19 protein-coding genes are annotated in these 17,958 nt (G+C 66.1%); 7 read left to right on the top strand and 12 right to left on the bottom strand.

Annotated elements, in window-relative coordinates; genetic code table 11:
- Window positions 1–26: 26 nt before the first annotated feature.
- Window positions 27–1,256 carry a multifunctional CCA addition/repair protein gene (locus BUA29_RS06845; RefSeq protein WP_072755878.1) on the top strand — a complete coding sequence of 410 codons (1,230 nt, stop codon included), beginning with the start codon at window positions 27–29 and terminating at the stop codon, window positions 1,254–1,256.
- Between the two features lie 25 nt (window positions 1,257–1,281).
- Here the strand turns inward: BUA29_RS06845 and BUA29_RS06840 are convergent, their stop codons facing one another.
- From BUA29_RS06840 to tsaD, 6 genes are all read right to left on the bottom strand, one after another.
- Window positions 1,282–1,689, bottom strand: coding sequence for a VanZ family protein (locus BUA29_RS06840; protein ID WP_072755866.1), 408 nt, complete (start codon window positions 1,687–1,689; stop codon window positions 1,282–1,284).
- Between the two features lie 8 nt (window positions 1,690–1,697).
- Window positions 1,698–2,888: a class I SAM-dependent methyltransferase gene (locus BUA29_RS06835; protein WP_072755865.1), complete on the bottom strand. Its 1,191-nt coding sequence runs from the start codon at window positions 2,886–2,888 to the stop codon at window positions 1,698–1,700.
- A complete protein-coding gene (locus BUA29_RS06830) occupies window positions 2,885–3,403 on the bottom strand; it encodes a 6-pyruvoyl trahydropterin synthase family protein (protein WP_072755864.1) in 519 nt (172 codons plus the stop codon). The genes BUA29_RS06835 and BUA29_RS06830 overlap by 4 nt, the downstream gene beginning before the upstream one ends.
- A complete protein-coding gene (locus tag BUA29_RS06825; protein ID WP_072755863.1) occupies window positions 3,400–4,110 on the bottom strand; it encodes an SDR family oxidoreductase in 711 nt (236 codons plus the stop codon). Before BUA29_RS06825 ends, BUA29_RS06830 begins: the two co-directional genes overlap by 4 nt.
- Window positions 4,107–4,469, bottom strand: a complete 363-nt coding sequence (gene folB, locus BUA29_RS06820; protein WP_072755862.1) for a dihydroneopterin aldolase — start codon at window positions 4,467–4,469, stop codon at window positions 4,107–4,109. The genes BUA29_RS06825 and folB overlap by 4 nt, the downstream gene beginning before the upstream one ends.
- A 93-nt stretch (window positions 4,470–4,562) precedes the next feature.
- The gene (gene tsaD / locus BUA29_RS06815) at window positions 4,563–5,591 is read right to left on the bottom strand and encodes a tRNA (adenosine(37)-N6)-threonylcarbamoyltransferase complex transferase subunit TsaD (protein ID WP_072755877.1); all 1,029 of its coding nucleotides are present in this window, start codon (window positions 5,589–5,591) and stop codon (window positions 4,563–4,565) included.
- Between the two features lie 87 nt (window positions 5,592–5,678).
- Between tsaD and rpsU the strand changes: the two genes are divergently transcribed.
- The 4 genes from rpsU (at window position 5,679) to dnaG (ending at window position 8,746) form a co-directional block, all read left to right on the top strand.
- On the top strand, window positions 5,679–5,894 hold the full coding sequence (gene rpsU / locus BUA29_RS06810) for a 30S ribosomal protein S21 (RefSeq protein ID WP_072755861.1): 216 nt from the start codon (window positions 5,679–5,681) through the stop codon (window positions 5,892–5,894).
- Between the two features lie 94 nt (window positions 5,895–5,988).
- Window positions 5,989–6,432 (top strand): GatB/YqeY domain-containing protein, encoded by a 444-nt coding sequence (locus tag BUA29_RS06805; protein WP_072755860.1) that lies wholly within the window; start codon window positions 5,989–5,991, stop codon window positions 6,430–6,432.
- Window position 6,433: 1 nt separating this feature from the next.
- The gene (locus BUA29_RS06800) at window positions 6,434–6,943 is read left to right on the top strand and encodes a GNAT family N-acetyltransferase (RefSeq protein WP_072755859.1); all 510 of its coding nucleotides are present in this window, start codon (window positions 6,434–6,436) and stop codon (window positions 6,941–6,943) included.
- 78 nt (window positions 6,944–7,021) lie between these two features.
- Complete coding sequence (gene dnaG, locus BUA29_RS06795; RefSeq protein WP_072755858.1) at window positions 7,022–8,746, top strand: DNA primase; 1,725 nt, start codon at window positions 7,022–7,024, stop codon at window positions 8,744–8,746.
- 71 nt (window positions 8,747–8,817) lie between these two features.
- Here dnaG and BUA29_RS06790 read toward each other — a convergent pair whose 3' ends face one another.
- Complete coding sequence (locus BUA29_RS06790; protein ID WP_072755857.1) at window positions 8,818–10,152, bottom strand: NTP/NDP exchange transporter; 1,335 nt, start codon at window positions 10,150–10,152, stop codon at window positions 8,818–8,820.
- Window positions 10,153–10,301: 149 nt separating this feature from the next.
- Here BUA29_RS06790 and BUA29_RS06785 point away from each other — a divergent pair, with 149 nt between their 5' ends.
- Window positions 10,302–11,885 carry a GMC family oxidoreductase gene (locus BUA29_RS06785; RefSeq protein ID WP_072755856.1) on the top strand — a complete coding sequence of 528 codons (1,584 nt, stop codon included), beginning with the start codon at window positions 10,302–10,304 and terminating at the stop codon, window positions 11,883–11,885.
- Between the two features lie 161 nt (window positions 11,886–12,046).
- Window positions 12,047–13,423 carry a serine hydrolase domain-containing protein gene (locus BUA29_RS06780; protein ID WP_072755855.1) on the top strand — a complete coding sequence of 459 codons (1,377 nt, stop codon included), beginning with the start codon at window positions 12,047–12,049 and terminating at the stop codon, window positions 13,421–13,423.
- A 255-nt stretch (window positions 13,424–13,678) separates the two neighbouring features.
- Here BUA29_RS06780 and BUA29_RS06775 read toward each other — a convergent pair whose 3' ends face one another.
- The 5 genes from BUA29_RS06775 to BUA29_RS06755 all read right to left on the bottom strand — a co-directional run bounded on the left by BUA29_RS06775 (window position 13,679) and on the right by BUA29_RS06755 (window position 17,929).
- On the bottom strand, window positions 13,679–14,101 hold the full coding sequence (locus BUA29_RS06775) for a histone H1-like repetitive region-containing protein (RefSeq protein WP_084602384.1): 423 nt from the start codon (window positions 14,099–14,101) through the stop codon (window positions 13,679–13,681).
- A 787-nt stretch (window positions 14,102–14,888) separates the two neighbouring features.
- Window positions 14,889–15,284 (bottom strand): glycine cleavage system protein GcvH, encoded by a 396-nt coding sequence (gene gcvH, locus BUA29_RS06770; RefSeq protein ID WP_072755854.1) that lies wholly within the window; start codon window positions 15,282–15,284, stop codon window positions 14,889–14,891.
- A gap of 63 nt (window positions 15,285–15,347) precedes the next feature.
- Window positions 15,348–16,448, bottom strand: a complete 1,101-nt coding sequence (gcvT, locus tag BUA29_RS06765; protein ID WP_072755853.1) for a glycine cleavage system aminomethyltransferase GcvT — start codon at window positions 16,446–16,448, stop codon at window positions 15,348–15,350.
- Between the two features lie 63 nt (window positions 16,449–16,511).
- Window positions 16,512–16,982 (bottom strand): NfeD family protein, encoded by a 471-nt coding sequence (locus tag BUA29_RS06760; protein ID WP_072755852.1) that lies wholly within the window; start codon window positions 16,980–16,982, stop codon window positions 16,512–16,514.
- A 2-nt stretch (window positions 16,983–16,984) separates the two neighbouring features.
- Entirely contained in the window at window positions 16,985–17,929 is a 945-nt protein-coding gene (locus BUA29_RS06755) for an SPFH domain-containing protein (protein WP_072755851.1), read from the bottom strand.
- Between the last annotated feature and the right edge of the window lie 29 nt (window positions 17,930–17,958).

Below are 17,958 nucleotides of genomic sequence, written 5' to 3'. Positions count from 1 at the left end.
TGCCCCCTTCGCTGCTGCCGGCCTCCGTGCAGGTGTATCTGGTCGGCGGCGCCGTGCGCGATGCCCTGCTCGGGCTGCCGCCCGGCGACCGCGACTTCGTGGTGGTCGGCGCCAGTGTGCAGGACATGCTGTCCGCCGGCTTCCGACAGGTCGGCCGCGAGTTCCCGGTATTCCTGCACCCTGAGACCGGCGAGGAATACGCACTGGCCCGCACCGAACGTAAGCGCGGGCTTGGCCACACCGGGTTTGTGGTGCATGCCGACCCTGGGGTCACCCTTGAAGATGACCTGCGCCGTCGTGACTTCACCATCAATGCCATCGCCCAGTCCGCCGATGGCCAACTGATCGACCCATTCGGCGGCCTCCACGATCTGCAGGCGCGCCGGCTGCGCCACGTCAGCGACGCATTCGTCGAAGACCCCCTGCGGGTGCTGCGCGCGGCACGCTTCATGGCGCAACTGGCCAAGTTGGGCTTTACGGTGGACGCCGGGACACTGACGCTGATGCAGCAGATGGCCGCAAGCGGGGAGCTCACCACGCTGACCCCGGAGCGGGTCTGGCAGGAACTGGCCAAAGCGCTGCGCAGCCCGGCACCGTCGGCATTTCTGCGCACCCTGCGCGCTGCCGATGCCTTACGCACCGTATTGCCGGAAGTCGATGCCCTGTACGGCATCCCGCAGCGCCCCGAATACCACCCGGAGGTGGACACCGGCCGGCATTGTGAACTGGTCTGCGACATGGCCGCACAGCTGGCCCCGGGCGATGACCTGATCGGCTATGCCGCGCTTTGCCATGACCTCGGCAAGGCGCTCACCCCGGCGGCCGAGCTGCCCCGCCACCTCATGCACGAACAGCGCGGCGTCGCCCCGGTACAGGCGCTGAGCGAGCGTCTGAAAACACCCGGCGAACACCGCACGCTGGCACTGCTGGCCTGCCGTGAACACCTCAACGTGCACCGCATCGCTGAACTCAGGCCGGCCACCGTGCACGACCTGATCAACCGCTGCGACGGCTTCCGCAAGCCGGCCCGGATCGACCAACTGGCCACCGTGTGCGAAGCAGATGCCCGTGGTCGCGCCGGTCTTGCCGACAGCCCCTACCCGCAGGCGCAATGGCTGCGCCGGCTGCACGCTGCGGCGCTGTCAGTGCGCGGCGAGACGATCGCAGCGCATGGGCTGACCGGACCGGCCTTCGGTCAGGCCCTGCGCCAGGCCCGGATCGAGGCGATCGCCGCAGCGCGCGCGGCACTGTGCTGAAAGACCGCCCAAGCATCCGGCGGTATCAGCGGCGAAACAGCCAGCCATCCAGCCGGAGCAGCGCATCGCGCAGCGGCATGAACATGGTCGCAAGCCCCAGCAACACCCCCAGCCCGTTGGCCAGCGCATCGCGCATGTCCTGAGTGCGCCCCAGCCCCATCGCGCCCTGCAAAAACTCCAGCAGCACGCCCAACAGGATCAGCAACACACAGACCACGACCAGCGAGCGGCGCCGCGAGAACAGCTGCACCGCACCGGCCGACAACAGACCGTAGGCAAGGAAATGCTCGGTCTTGTCACTCACCTGCCACTGCGGCAGATCTGATCCTGGCAACAGCGAGGCCACTACGACCGCCGCCAGCGCCAGTATCCACAGGCAGGCCCACAGCAAAGGGCGAGAAAACGGCTTGAACGAACGCAGCCTGGGCGACATCGGGCGTCTCACAACCGGTGGCTCAAATCACCCAGCGCAAACGCTGGCTCCAGATCGACGCCGCGCTGGAACCCCATGACCTGGAAGCGCTCGCCCATCTCACTGGGCAAGGTCAGGCGCTTGACCTGCTGGCGCAGATTGTGGCGCGCCACATCATCGGCGGCCTGCGCCTCGGCCGCCTGCAAATGCGCCTGCAGACCGTTGGCCAGCAGGAAGCTGGCCTGTGCGCAATAGCCGGAAAACTCAAAGCCTGCCGCCAGCCCAGCCTCGGCCAGGGCGGTGAAATCCACCGAAGCGGTGATGTCCTGCAGGCCCGGCCAGGCAAAGACATCCTCGATCAGGTGATGCTGCCTAAACGCCCGCAGGGTGCCGTCGCTGCGCTCGGGCAGGTAGTACTCCTGCCGGGCATAGCCATAATCGACGAACAGCAGCGCCCCGTTGCGCAGGCCACCGACCACCGCCTGCAACCAGTACGGCAGCTGCGCCAACACCTCGCTGCGGTAGCCATCCGGAAGTGGCTGCGGCAGGCGCGCACGGATCCGCTCCACGGCCTGCACCAACAGCGGATCGGCTGGCTGCTCGCAGCGCACGAACCGGCCATCGCCGTCCAGTCCCACGCATTCCTCGTGCACCACCCCACCGCGCAGCACGAACCGCGGCGTGGGCAAGGCATCAAGCACTTCGTTGGCAAACAGCACGCCATTCCAGGGCTGCTCGATCGGCCCCTGCAGCCACTCCACCCGGGCAAACAGCGCCGGGGCCAGCTGCGCCTGCAACCGCTCACGCTGCCGCTGCTGCAGATCGGCGCTGGGCTCCAGGATCGCGTAACGCGCAGGCAAAACGCCGATGTCCTGCAACCGGGTCAGACAGGCTTCGGCAAACGCCCCGCTGCCGCCGCCCAGCTCCATGAACACCGCACCTTTGCCGGCCTGTCGCAAAGCCGGGGCCAGCGCATCGGCCACGCAGGCGGCAAACAGCGGCGACAGCTCGGGCGCGGTGACGAAATCACCGGCCGGGCCGAACTTATGCGCACCGGCGCTGTAGTACCCCAGCCCCGGCGCGTACAGCGCCAGCTCCATGAACTTCCAGAACGGCAGATGGCCGCCGGCCGCAACGATCTGCGCCTGGATGTGGCGACGCAGGCGTTCGCTGTGGGCCTGCGCATCGGCCGACGGCAAAGGCAAGGTGCTGGTGCTCATTGCGGCATCACCATGCGCCGACCCGCACTCTGGCCCGGCCCCGAAAACACGCGGACTTCGATGGCCACCACGGCATGCTCGCGCAACGTCTGGGGATCTTCCGCCAGCCGCTCCAGAAACCAGCGCGCCAGCTCTTCCAGGGTAATGTTTTCCAGCGGCAGCAACCGCACATCACGACGCAGGAATGGAATCACCTGCCCGGCAAAATGCGCCAGCACTTGCTCGCCGGCCTCTTCGATCCGCAAGTAGGGCGACCGAGTGGGCAGCAACATCCATTCGTTGAGCTCCCGGCACAAGGCGATCACCCGGTCTTTGTACAGGCCGTAATCGAAGCACATGCCGTTGCCCAGCATGCGCGCCTCGATATCCACCTCGACCGTGAAGTTGTGCCCATGCAGGCGCTCACGCTCGCTGGCCGAAAAAATGGTGAAGTGCCCGGCGGAAAACTTCATCGCCTGCTTGGCCAGGCGGATCATCACGATCTCACCGGAGTCAGGCTGTCTCTGCATGCTCATGCGAAATCCGCCTCCCCGATATCACCGCGCTGCGGCCGCATCACGATGTCCTCCACCACGGTGCGTGCTGACAGATGCCACGCCGTCCAGGCCATTTCGGCGACATCCTCCGCTGGCATGAACCGCTCCGGCGGCAGTGCCACCCCAGCCCAGGAATCGGTGAGCGTGGCCCCTGGCAGCAACGCCACCACGCGTACGCCGTGCGGCTTCATTTCTTCGCGCAGATTGCGCGAGAACCCGTACAGCGCGTGCTTGGCGATGCTGTAGGAGCCGCCATTCGGGTAAGCGGCGATCGAGGCGGTGCTGCAGACATTGAGCACCATGCCGCTGCGGCGCTCGATCATCCGGGGCAGCAGCCGGCGGGTCAGCCGGTAGGCCCCAAACAGGTTGGCGCGCAGCATTTCCAGCAACGCATCGTCGTCTTCACTGGCGATCCCGCCGGGCCTGAATGCCCCGGCATTGTTGACCAGCAGATCCACCGCACCATGGCGGGCAAGCACGGCCTGCGCCAACGCATCGATGGCCGCGTCATCACGCATGTCGCAGGCATGGCATTCGACCTGCGGCAGCGCCGCCTGCAGCGCATCCAACCCGGCCTGGCCACGCGCACAGGCGATCACGCGGGCGCCCTCGCGGGCAAACCGCTCGACGATGGCACGCCCGATCCCGCGCGAGGCGCCCGTCACCAGCACGACCGGCGCCGTCATGACGACCTCCTCGCGCGCGCAATCTCCACGCCCACCGCCGCTGCAGACTTCAGCGCAGTAGGTTTGGCCAGACGTAGCTGCACACGCTCGGCGCCGAACTCGTCCAAGATCAGGGCAGCACAGCGCTCGGCCAGGGTTTCCACCAGCGCAAAGCGGGTGCTGGCCACGTACTCGGCCAGCCGCCGCGCCACGGCGTCATAGTCCAGCGCGTCGCTTAAGGCATCGCTGGCGGCGGCACGCCGGGTGTCGAACTGCATGCGAATATCCAGCCGCAGCGGCTGCGGGGCGAGGCGCTCGTGCGCATGCACGCCAATCACGGCGTCCAGACACAAGCCCTCAATGAACACGACGTCAGTCATTGCATTCCAGGCACAGGAGGTACGCCGCAGGTACTGCGGCAGAAGGCAAAGCAGATGCACAGCTTAGCAAGCCGACCCATGACGACGGCCGTCTCAGCCCACCGCTGGCAATGTCGCCATATCCCAGCGTGGCCAGACCGTGATGGCCGGTTCTTCGCACTGCCCTGCGGCCAGCCGCAAGGCACCCGCGAAGGCGATCATGGCGCCGTTATCGGTGCACAACGCGGGCGGCGGGAAGCACGCCCGCCCCCCACGCGCCTGGCACAGCGCCGTCAAGGCTGCACGCAGCCGCTGGTTGGCGCCCACGCCGCCGGCCACGACCAGGGTCTTGCCCCCCACCTGCTCCAGCGCCCGCGCGCATTTGATCGCCAGCGTCTCGACCACGGCATCCTCGAAGCCACGGGCCAAATCGGCCCGCGTCTGCTCGGACTGGTCGCTGTCACGCCAGGCCAGCAACACCTGAGTCTTGAGCCCACTGAAGGAAAAATCCAAGCCGGGCCGGTCGGTCATCGGGCGCGCAAAGCGAAACCGCCCGGGAACACCATGGGCTGCCAATGCCGCCAGCTGCGGACCTCCCGGATACGGCAGCCCCATCAGCTTGGCGGTCTTGTCGAAGGCCTCGCCAGCGGCATCGTCCAGGGTTTCACCGAGCAGGCGGTAGCGCCCAATCCCATCCACCTGCACCAACTGGGTATGCCCCCCGGACACCAGCAGGGCGACGAATGGCGGTGCCGGTGGATCGTCGGCCAGCAGGGGCGCCAGCAGATGCCCCTCCATGTGATGCACGCCAATGGCCGGCACCTCCAGTGCCCAGGCCAGCGCGCGACCGACCGCGGCCCCCACCAGCAAGGCGCCGACCAGACCGGGCCCGGCGGTGTAGGCCACCGCGTCGATGTCGCCCACGCCCAACCCGGCCTCCGCCAGGGTCTGACGAATCAACGGCAGCAGCTTGCGCACATGGTCGCGGCTGGCCAGCTCCGGCACCACCCCACCATACTCGGCATGCAGGGCAATCTGGCTGTAGACGGCGTGCGCCCGCAGGCCGGCCGGGCCACCGATGTCGGTGTCATAGACGGCCACGCCGGTTTCATCACAGGAAGTTTCAATGCCCAGGACGCGCATCCGCATATCTTGCGCCCAAATCTCTGTCGCTGCTATCATGCGCGGCTCGCCTGTCAGGCGTAATTGACTCCAGCCACGAGATTTCCGATGCCCAGCGTCAAAGTCCGCGAAAACGAACCGTTCGAGTTTGCCCTGCGTCGCTTCAAGCGCACCTGCGAAAAGGCCGGCATCCTGGCCGAGACCCGCAAGCGCGAGTTCTACGAGAAGCCCACGCAGGCCCGCAAGCGTAAGGCCGCTGCTGCGGTGAAGCGTCAGGCGCGCCGCGCCTCGCGCGACGTCACCAAGCGCCAGCGCCTGTACTGACGGCGCAGCGGATGACAGCGCAAGCCGGCACGCGCAAGCGTGGCCGGCTTTTCGCGTTTCTGCCTGTAACCCCCATTTCGCCAGGAGCCACGCCATGAGCCTCAAGCAGCAACTGATCGACGATATGAAGGCCGCCATGAAAGCCGGCGAGAAAGAACGGCTGGCGGTAATCCGCCTGATCAATGCCGCCATCAAGCAGAAAGAAGTGGACGAGCGGGTGGAGATGACCGATCCGCTGGTCATGGCGGTGCTGGAAAAAATGGTCAAGCAGCGCAAGGACTCGATCGCCCAGTACGAAGCCGCCGGCCGCGAGGATCTGGCCGCGCAGGAGCGCTATGAGATGCAGGTGATCGAGGCCTATCTGCCTGCGAAACTGGGCGAGGCGGAAATCCTGGCCGAAATCGACAAGGCCATCGCCGCTACCGGCGCCAGCAGTGCTGCCGACATGGGCAAGCTGATGGGGGCGCTCAAGACCGCCCTTGCCGGCCGCGCCGACATGGGGCTGGTGTCGAAGCTGGTGAAGCAGAAGCTGGGCTGACATGAACACCGGCACCGTCCAGCCCGTGCTGTCGATCCGCACCGCCACGCCCGCCGATGTGTCGCTGATCCACCAGTTCATCCTGGAGCTGGCCGAGTACGAACGCCTGACGCATGCCGTGGTGGCGCGTGAATGCGACCTGCAGGCCCAGCTGTTTGGCGAGCACCCCGCCGCCGAAGTCCTGATCGGCGAAGTCGACGGCGAGCCGGCCGGCTTCGCCCTGTTCTTCCACACCTTCAGCACCTTCCTGGGCAAGCGCGGCCTGTATCTGGAAGATCTGTACGTACGCCCGACGTTTCGCGGCCTGGGGCTGGGCCGGCATCTGATGACCACCCTGGCGCGGCTGGCCGTCCAGCGTGACTGTGGCCGCTTCGAGTGGAGTGTGCTGGACTGGAACCAGCCCGCCATCGACTTCTACCGCCAGCTCGGCGCGGTTGGCATGGACGACTGGACGGTGCAGCGGCTGGAAGGTCCGGCCCTGGCCGCCCTGGCGGCCCGTGCCGAGCTGTAAACAAACGCGCGAGCGTTCTCACGCCTCCTGGACGTCCCTCGCCCCCCCCTGAAGCAAGCGCCGGCCTACACTAGCCCGATGGCCCGCATCCCCGACGCGTTCATCGACGAGCTTCTGGCCCGCACCGACATCGTGGAGGTGATCGGCGCACGCGTGCCGCTCAAACGGCAGGGCAAGGAATACGCGGCACGCTGCCCATTCCACGACGAACGCAGCGCCAGCTTCACCGTTTCGCCCACCAAGCAGTTCTATCACTGCTTCGGTTGTGGCGCGCATGGCACCGCGCTGGGCTTTCTCATGCAGTACGAACGCCTGGAGTTTCTCGACGCGGTGGAGGAGCTGGCCAGACGCGCCGGCATGGAGGTGCCGCGCGATACCGCCCAGCGGCATGCCAATCCGGAAACTCGGGATCTGTATGGGGCGATGGAGGCGGCCGCCAGCTTCTTCCGCAGCCAGCTGCTTCGTAGCGACAAGGCACGCGCCTACGTCGAACGGCGCGGCATCGCACCTGAAATCGTCGAGCGTTACGCCATCGGCTATGCCCCCGACAGCTATTCGGCGCTGCGCGAGGCATTGGGCAGCGATCCGCGCCGCCTGCACTTGCTGGAACGCGGCGGCCTGTTTTCGAAGAACGACAAGGGGCACCTGTACGACAAGTTCCGCGACCGGTTGATGTTCCCCATCCACGACCGGCGCGGGCGGGTGATCGCCTTCGGCGGCCGGGTGATCGACCCCGAGGACGCTCCGAAATACCTCAACTCTCCAGAAACCCCGCTGTTCCACAAGGGCCGCGAACTCTACGGGCTGTGGCAGGCGCGTCAGACCAACCCAACGCTTGCGCGGCTGATCGTGGTGGAGGGCTACATGGACGTGGTCGCGCTGGCGCAGTACGGTGTCACGCAAGCCGTGGCGACCTTGGGCACTGCCACCACGGCCGATCATGCCGAGCTGCTGTTCCGCAATGCCCCGGATGTCTATTTCTGTTTCGACGGCGACCGCGCCGGCCGCAGCGCCGCCTGGAAGGCGCTGGAATCGGTACTGCCGCGGATGAAAGATGGCCGCCAGGCGTTTTTCCTGTTCCTGCCCGAGGGCGAGGACCCGGATTCACTGATCCGCAAAGAAGGTGTGGATGGTTTCGAAGAACGCCTGCGCACTGCCACACCACTGTCGGAGTTTTTCTATACCAGCCTGACCGCCGCAGTGAACCTGGCCACCCTGGATGGCAAGGCACGCCTGGCCGAGCGCTGCAAACCGTATCTGGCGCAGATCCCGGATGGCGCATTCGCCGACCTGATGCGGCAGCGCCTGGCCGAGCTGACCGGGCTTGCCGCCACACCCGCTGCGCCGCCACCCCCTGCCCGCCCGCCAACACGCCGTGCCTTTACCCCATCGCAAAAACCGAGCCTGGTGCGCACGGCCATCACTCATCTGGTGCAACACCCCGGCTTTGCCCGCGACCTGCATCCACCTTACCGGTTTGCCCAACTGCGCCAGCCAGGCATCGATCTGCTGGCAGAACTGGTCGTGCTGCTACGCGAACGCCCCGAGCTCAGCACCGGCGCACTGCTGGAACACTTCGCCGACCGCCCGGAACAGGCCGTGCTGCAAAAGCTGGCGCTGCTCGACCTGCCGGGCGAAACACGCGACCTGCGTGCAGAATTTCTCGATGCCATCGCTCAGCTCGACCGACTGGTCATCCAGCAGCGGCTGGAGGAACTGCAGCAACAGCAGCGCGAGGGCGGGCTGGACGAGGCCGGGAAACAGGAACTGCGGGCACTGCTCCAGGCCCGCCTGCAGCGATAGGCGATCTACGAGCACGTCGGCGCTTCCCATTCCCCACGGCTGGCCGCGGGCGCACCGCGACTGACGTCGTGTCAGTCGCGGGCGGGCGGCAACGCCTTTGCCTCACCGACCACCCGCCATGCCCCCAGCGTGAAGGCGCCTGCCACCAGCAGCCCGGCCGCGAACACTGCCTGCGAGCCAAACGCCGACAGCAGCTTGTGCAGCCAGACGAAGGTGAGATCGCCGCCACGGTAGATCACCGTGTCGATCGCCGCCCCGGCCTTGTAGCGCCACTCCCGCGCCACCCGCGTGTAGATCGTCTCGCGCGCCGGCTTGCCCAGCGAAAACTCACCGGCGCGGGTCGCCACCTGCACCACGGCGACCAGCAGTGGCAGCGGCGAAGCCGCCAGCGCGGCATAGCCCAGCACCACCGCCAGCGCCGGCAGCATGAGGGCCGGCGCGATCCCGAACCGCGACAGCAGGGCACGGGTGATGAACAGCTGGACCAGCAGGGTCAGCCCGTTCACCGCCAGGTCGATGCCGGCGTAATAGGCCGTGGCCGCCTGCGGATCCGGATAGAACTGCCGCACGATGGCCGCCTGTTCGTTGTACAGCAGCGTGCCGACACCGACACCGAATACAGTCAACACAGCCAGCCAACGCAGCAAGGGCTCGCGCACCACCAGCCGCAACCCCGCCAGCACGGTGCCCCCCATCGGCTGCTCGCCGCTGGTCAGATGCCGGCGCGCCTCACGCGCCACCGCATGGCGCCGCAGCCGCATCAGACACAGGATGCACAGCAGCAGGCAGCCAGCCGACACCAACATGAGCTGGGCGATCCCGACCCGCTCCACCAGCAGCCTGGTCAACACCGGCCCCAGGATCGCCCCCACGGTTCCGGCGGCACCGATGTAGCCATAGACCGCCCGCGCTTCCGTGTCACTGAAGACATCGGCCATGAAGCTCCAGAACACCGCCACCGCAAACAGGTTGAACACGGTCAGCCAGAGGAAAAACGCCATGCCGCGCCCCGGCATCCCGGCATGGAAGGCGGCATGGAACAGCAACAGCGTGATGATGAAAAACCCGTACACCGCGGGCAGAAACACCCGTCGCGGCCAGCGGCTGACCAGCCAGCCGTAGACCGGTTGCAGCACCAGCATGATCAAAAACGTCAAGGTGAACAGCACCTGCAACTGCAGATCCTTCAAGGCCACGCCATGTGCAGCGAAGAACCGCACCATCGCCGGCGGAAACAACGCGGTCACCTCACTGGACGCGCCCATCGCCTCACGCACCGGGCGCAGCACGTAATAGCCGGTCAGCAAGAAAAAGAAATACAGAAACGCCCACACCAGCGGCGGTGATTGCCGCAGTGCAGCCCGAAACCGGGCCAGGTGACCTAAGGCAAGCGAGTTGTCGGCCAAGGAACCGCATCGGGAAAACGGTGATGCGCAACGGTACTCGCGCCACACGCCCAATGCCAGCCTTGACGCCAGGGCGCTGCGCAGCCGGATCGAGCAAATGCTCTAACCAGCCCGCCTACGGTCAGGGCATGCCCGCTGCAGGATCCCACGTGTACGACTACATCATCATCGGCGCCGGCTCGGCCGGCTGCGTACTGGCCAACCGGCTGAGCGAAGATCCATCGGTCAAGGTGCTACTGCTGGAAGCCGGCGGGCGTGACTGGCACCCGTTCGTACACATGCCGGCGGGTCTGGCCAGAATCGCCGGGATCAAATCGATCAACTGGGACTACCAGACCGTGCCGCAACCGCACCTGGGCGGGCGCGTGCTCTGGTGCCCACGCGGCAAGCTGCTGGGCGGCTCCAGTTCGATCAACGCGATGTGCTACATCCGCGGCGTGCCTGGCGATTACGACGCCTGGGCGGCCGCTGGCGCCGAGGGCTGGCACTGGGACAACGTGCTGCCCTACTTCCGCAAGTCAGAGGGGAATACCCGCGGTGCCGATGCCTTCCACGGCGCGGATGGCCCGCTCACGGTCTCCGACCTGCGCTACGTCAACCCGCTCACCGAGGTGTACATCCAGGCCGGCCAGCAGCTCGGGCTGCCCTACAACCCCGATTTCAACGGGCCGCAACAGGAAGGCGTGGGGCTGTACCAGGTCACCCAGCGCAACGGTGCACGCTGCTCGGCAGCGGTGGCGTACCTGCATCCGGTCAAAGCCCGCCCCAATCTGACTATCCGCACCCATGCCCAGGTCAACCGCATCACCTTCGTCAAAGGGCGGGCCAATGGCGTGGTCTGCGCGATTCGCGGCCAAGGCTTCCACTTCGAGGCTGCGCGCGAAGTGATCGTCAGCGGCGGCGCGATCAACTCGCCGCAGCTGCTGATGCTGTCGGGCATCGGCCCGGCTGATCACCTGCGCCAGCTCGGCATCGAGGTGGTGCACGACGCCCCCGGGGTCGGCGCCAACCTGCAGGACCATCTGGACGTCACCACCCTGCAGCACTGCACGCAGCCGATCAGCTACGACCGTATCAGCGAAGTCAAAACGGCGCTGCAGTACTACTTCGGCGGCCATCGCGGCCCCGGCACCAGCAACGTGGCGGAAGGCGCAGGCTTCGTGCGCTCGCCGCTGGCGCCGGATGACCGCCCGGACATCCAGCTGCACTTCATCCCGGCGATGATCGACGACCATGGCCGCAACCGGCTGCCGGGCGACGGCTACACCCTGCATGCCTGCTTCCTGCGCCCGCGCAGCCGCGGCACGCTGCGACTGGCCAGCAACCGCGCCAGCGACAAGCCGATTATCGACCCCAACTATCTCGGCGATCCGGACGGGTTCGACCTCAGGATGCTGGTTGAATGCGCCAAGCTGTCGCTGGACCTTCTGGCACAGCCGGCCTTCGCCCCTTATCGCGGCGCACCGATCTTCCCGGATAAACCGCCGCGCAGCGACGCGGACTGGATCGCTTTTGTGCGCCAGCGCGCCGAGACCGTCTATCACCCGATCGGCACCTGCCGGATGGGCAACGACGCGACAGCGGTGGTCGATCCGCTGCTGCGCGTGCACGGCGTGGACGGCCTGCGCGTGGTCGATGCCTCGGTGATGCCAGATCTCCCCGGCGGCAACACCAATGCCCCCACGATCATGATCGCCGAACGTGCCGCCGACCTGATCCGGCACGGCAGCTAAGTGCCGGTCTGGCGCTGTCAGCACACACCGAACTCGGGCCATGAACGCGAAGCAGGTCACAGCTTGGCGCACATCCCGCCCGCGGCAAGCCCCCAATTCATGCAAAACGCGCGATCGCCGCTAGAATCGGGCGATTGATACACAGCGCAGGGGGCCTGCCGATGAACGAACGCATGCGCCAGCCGCGGTGGCGTTGGGGTGTGATCACTGCCCTACTGCTGCCACTGGCCCTGGCCTCGGCCGCACAGGATGCCGCCCACCCACCGGCTCCGGTCGCCGCGCGACCACACCCGGCACCATCGCCGGATGCCCTGCCCACACCGCTGGATGCAGCACCTCTGCCTGCATCCGCCTCCGACCAGAGCGCCACGGCGCTGGATGTCCGCCGCATTGAGGCCATGGCCGAGGCATTGGTGGCCAACGGCCGGGTGCCGGGCCTGGCCATGGCCATCGTCAAGGACGGCCGGATTCTGAGCCTGCGCGGCTACGGTGTCACCGATGTGCGCAATCCACAGCCGGTCGATGCACACACCGTATTCCGCCTGGCCTCGCTGTCCAAATCCTTCGCCGCCACCCTGGCAGGCTTGCTGGTCAACGATGGCGTCCTGCGTTGGGATAGCCGGGTCATCGACTATCTGCCGGACTTCCGGATGTCGCAGCCGGATGCCGCCGCCCACCTAACCCTGGCCGACCTGCTCAGCCACCGCACCGGGCTGCCGCGCAATGCCTTCGACCGTGATCTGGAGGCCAATGCCCAGTACCGCGACCTGACCCAACGCATCGCCGATACGCCGCTGATCTGCGCGCCCGGCGAATGCTATGCCTATCAGAACGTGGCGTTCAGTCTGGTGGGGGATTTAGTGTTTGCCGCCACCGGGCGCTTCTACAGCGAAGAGGTGGCCCGCCGTATCTTTCAGCCGCTGGGCATGCACGATGCCAGCTATGGCCTGGAAGGCCTACAAGCCAGCGCCCGCTGGGCGCGCCCGCATGCACGGGGCCGCGGCGGCTGGGTCTCGCTGGACCCGAAACCCAACTACTACCGCGTCCCGCCTGCTGCCGGCGTCAATGCCAGCATCAGCGATCTGGCGCAATGGCTGCTGGCCCACGGCGGCCACCGGCCCGACGTTTTGCCGCCGCCACTGCTCGCCACCCTGCATGCGCCGCGAGTGGCCACGCCCACCGAGATCCGCGGCTCCTCCTGGCGTCGCGCCCGCCTGCGTCAGGCCAGTTACGCCCTGGGCTGGCGCGAATACGACTATGCCGGGCATCCGCTGATCTTCCACGGCGGCGCAGTCCAAGGCTATCGCGGCATGATGGCCCTGCTGCCGGAACAGGACCTGGGCATTGCGATCCTGTGGAACAGCGAAAGCGCCCTGCCGAGCGGGCTGCTGCCGACCGTGCTCGACAGCGTGCTGGGGCTACCGGCTGGCCACTGGCTCGACAATGACGTGCTGGATGAGTCGGAAGAACTGCTCTATGCCGACCGCGCACAACCAGCCGGCACCACCAACGCACGCGCCCAGGCCTCGCCGCACTGACCGCTTGCGGTTCCGACATCGCCATCGCGGAAGCACTCGCTGACATCGCACTCGGGCTGCCCGGCACTCAACATCCGCGCAAACTCGCTGCGGCAAGTGTTTGTGTCAGCCCCACGCCTTGCCCACCCTGCAGCCTGCGGGTGTGGTGACGGCAAGACGGCCGCGCACAAAAGAAACCCCTCCCGCCTGGGCAACGGGAAGGGTCGTGCAGGGTTGATGCATGCCCGTCCAGACGTGCTGGACGGGCTGACTCGGTTACATCGTGGGGACCGGACCCGGGCTCGGAATCGGCGCGGCCGGAGCAGGCGCCGGCGCCGCCTTCTTGGCCGCAGGCTTCTTCGGTGCTGCCTTCTTGGCAACGGCCTTCTTCGCCGCCGGCTTCTTGGCAACGGCCTTCTTCGCCGCCGGCTTCTTGGCAACGGCCTTCTTAGCCGCCGGCTTCTTGGTAGCCGCCTTCTTCACCGCCTTCTTGGCGGCGGGCTTCTTGGCGGCTGCCTTCTTCACCACCTTCTTGGCAACGGCCTTCTTCGCCGCCGGCTTCTTGGCAACGGCCTTCTTCACCGCCTTCTTAGCGGCGGGCTTCTTGGCAACAGCTTTCTTCGCTGCCGGTTTCTTGGCAGCGGCTTTCTTCACCGCCTTCTTGGCGGCGGGCTTCTTTGCAGCTTTCTTCACGGCCATGGTATGGCTCCTCGTCAATGGGTAGATCGGTAAAGCCCAGTACGAAAGACGCCGCAGGTATCGGACCTGCGATCGACCGCCGGCGCGCCAGGCGCGCCGGAACGGATCCGACAAGCCATGCGGGTACTCACCCCTGCCCGCACGCCCCTGGATGCACTGCATCCATGAAAACACCCGCGGCGATTCACGCTGCAGGCCTCAATCCCCACCCCTGCCAGCACGAGCACTGCCGCGTTTGAAACCGACCATGACAGCTTCACCCGCCTCACCAAACCGCCGGTGGTGTGCCATGAAGTGCCACTGACGCGTGCGTGTTGTGTGCTCACTTGCCTGTGCAGGTTGTGTCTGCTTGGCGAAACCTAATCACGGTTTTTTCAAGTGTCAACAACTCTGCTTGCGATTCGCACGCACCATCGCCCGCAAATCCTGACAGCAAAGGCCGACCGAGCACTCGCAAAGCGCTGCAACGTCTAAAAAAGCGAACTGGCATCAACCTCTTTCGCCCCGCTGAAAGCAAGCATTGGCGCGGCTTTCAGCCACTCCAAGACACGCCATGACACAACAGCGCAGCAATGCCTCCGCGATTGTCTGCAGGCACACCGCGACTCACCTTCGGGCGCGCGCATGGCAACACCGATTTCGCGTCGCACAAGCCGGTTTGCGCGAAAAATGCGCAAACTGCGACGCCTGCGCGTGCTCAGGCACCCCCCCCAAGACGCATCTGCGCAGCATGAAAAAGCCCGCGGTGGCAGCACCGCGGGCTCCGATCGACACATGCTGTCTGGCGTCAGTGCGATTCGCTTTCAACCAGCTCGGCATAGTCATCCGGGCCAAGCAATTCGCCCAGCTGATCGGGATCGCTCATCTCGAGGACAAACATCCAGCCATCGCCGTAAGGATCCTCGTTGATGGTCTCCGGCTTATCGACCAGCGCGGCGTTGACCTCGACCACCTTGCCGCTGACCGGGGCGTACACGTCGGAGGCGGCTTTGACCGACTCCACCACCGCACAGGCGTTGCCTGCCTCCACCGTATCCCCGACGTTGGGCAGTTCGACATAAACCAGATCGCCGAGCAGGCTCTGGGCGTGATCGGAGATACCGACGGTCACCTTGCCGTCGCCCTCGACACGAACCCACTCGTGGGATTTGAGGAATTTGAGATCGCCGGGGATGTCGCTCATGGAAGACTCCTGCTTACGCGGTGCGTGGGGTGGAAAAAGTCTAACGAAGGCCGGGGCAAAAGATCAGATGCCCGGCTGCACGGTGTTGTCACGGACGAACGGGAACTTGACCACCCGCACCGGCACCTGCCGGCCGCGGATGTCCACCCGCACCTGGCCCGGATCACCAGCGGGGATGCGTGCAAAGGCGATCGCCTTGCCGATGGTGGGCGAGAACGTACCGGAAAGGATCTCGCCTTCGCCGTTGTCGGTCAGCACTTTCTGGCCGTGCCGCAGCACGCCCTTCTCGTCCATCACCAGACCCACCATCTGCCGCGGCACACCGGCGGCCTGCTGCGCCTCAAGCGCCGCCCGACCGATGAAATCGCGGCCCGGATCGAGTGCAACCGTCCAGCCCAGCGCCGCCTCATACGGAGTCACGGTTTCGTCCATGTCCTGGCCGTACAGGTTCATTCCCGCTTCCAGACGCAAGGTGTCGCGCGCGCCAAGCCCAGCCGGCTTGACGCCCGCTGCCAGCAGGGCGTTCCAGAACGCCACCGTCTCCGTGTCCGGAACAATCACCTCGAAGCCGTCCTCACCGGTGTAGCCGGTTCGGGCGACGAACACCGGCACCCCATCGGCGGTGGTCGCCTCGCAGGCGGAAAACCGCACCAGGCGCGATACCGGGTCACGGTCCTCCTCGCGCAGCAGCGCGATCACCTTGGCGCGGGCGTTGGGCCCCTGCACCGCGATCATGCCGAACTCGGGACGCTCCCGAACCTCGACGCCAAATGCGGCGGCCTGGGCGGTGATCCACGCCAGATCCTTGTCGCGGGTGGCGGCATTGACCACCAGACGGAACCAATCCTCGCGCATGAAATAGACGATCAGATCGTCGATCACGCCGCCTTGCGGATTGAGCATGCAGCTATACAGGGCACGGCCGGGCTTCTGCAGCTTGTCCACCGAGTTGGCCAGCAGATGGCGCAGGAACGCGCGCACCTGTTCACCGTGCAGGTCAATCACCGTCATATGGCTGACGTCGAACATGCCGACGTCACGCCGCACCTGGTGGTGCTCCTCCAGCTGGGAGCCGTAGTGGATCGGCATGTCCCAGCCACCAAAATCCACCATCTTGGCGCCGAGAGCACGATGCGTTTCATTGAGGACGGTCTTGGAGGTCATGCGCAACCTGCGAGGTGAGGGAAGCGGTGATTATCGCAGACCCACGCCCCTCACTTGGGAAGCTCATCCATGCTCGGCGGGGCGGCATCCACCGCCTTCAGCGACCGGCTCGACCTTGAGGGTCATCGCGTCGGCATCCACGATCCGCACCGGTGTGCCGGCCGGCAGATCCGGGCCTGTGACATCCCAGAACGCATCCGCAATCTGCACCCGGCCGTGGCCGGCCACGATCGGGCTAGCCAGCGGCACCACCCGTCCGATGAACGAGGCGCCGCGCCGGTTGAGCGCCGGCTGGTCACTGGCTGGCTCGCGCCGGCGGAACCAACGCCAGTAGATCAGGATCGACACGAAACTGAGCACCACGAACGCGCCGACCTGGGCTAGGGCCGACAAGGGAACGGGGAGCAGCCAGACCAGCAGGAACACCGCGGCGGCGGCAAACCCGAGCCACAGCATGAACGCTCCTGGCGCCATCGCCTCCAGTGCCAGCAGCACCAGCGTCACCGACGCCCAGACAAACATGTCCCAGCGCATGCTCACGCCCCCGGCTTCGAAACAGACGTGTTGCCTGCGCCCCGCCCCAAGTTCTCACGCGCCAGTTCGGCAATGCCACCCAACGCCCCCAGGACGCCCGAGGACTCCATCGGCAACAGCACGAACTTCTGGTTCGGGGCCTGTGCCAACGTCTGGAATGCCTCGATGTATTTCTGCGCCACGAAATAGTTGATCGCCTGCACGTTACCGCCTGCGATCGCCTCCGACACCATGCGGGTGGCGTTGGCTTCGGCCTGGGCCAGACGCTCGCGCGCCTCCGCCTCGCGGAACGCGGCTTCGCGGTTACCCTCGGCCTCCAGGATCTTCGACTGTTTCTCGCCTTCGGCCTTGAGGATGGCGGCCTGACGCAAGCCCTCGGCTTCCAGGATGTTGGCGCGTTTCTCACGTTCGGCTTTCATCTGTCGGGCCATGGAATCGACCAGGTCACGCGGCGGCTGGATGTCTTTGAGCTCGATCCGATTGACCTTCACGCCCCATGGATGGGTGGCCTCGTCCACCGCCCGCAGTACCTTGGCATTGATTTCATCGCGCTTGGACAGCGATTCGTCCAGATCCATCGAACCGATGGCAGTGCGGATGTTGGTCATCACCAGATTGAGGATGGCCAGCTCCAGATTGGCCACCTCATACGCCGCCTTGGCGGCATCCAGTACCTGGAAATAGACCACGCCGTCCACCTTCACCACAGCGTTGTCCTTGGTGATGACGTCCTGGCTGGGCACGTCCATCACCTGCTCCATCATGTTGATCTTGCGCCCAACCCCGTACACGATCGGGATCAGGAAATGCAGCCCCGGCTCCATGGTGTGGGTGTATTTGCCAAACCGCTCCACCGTCCATTGGTAGCCCTGTGGCACCACTCGCACGGTCTTGGCCACTCCGATGATGCCGGCCACCAGCAACAAAAACACGAGAATCGGTGTCATGTCCAAACCCTCCAGGATGATGTGGCGAG

Source organism: Thermomonas hydrothermalis (assembly GCF_900129205.1).
Lineage (GTDB): Bacteria > Pseudomonadota > Gammaproteobacteria > Xanthomonadales > Xanthomonadaceae > Thermomonas > Thermomonas hydrothermalis.
This window is presented reverse-complemented; position numbering and strand designations above follow the sequence as displayed.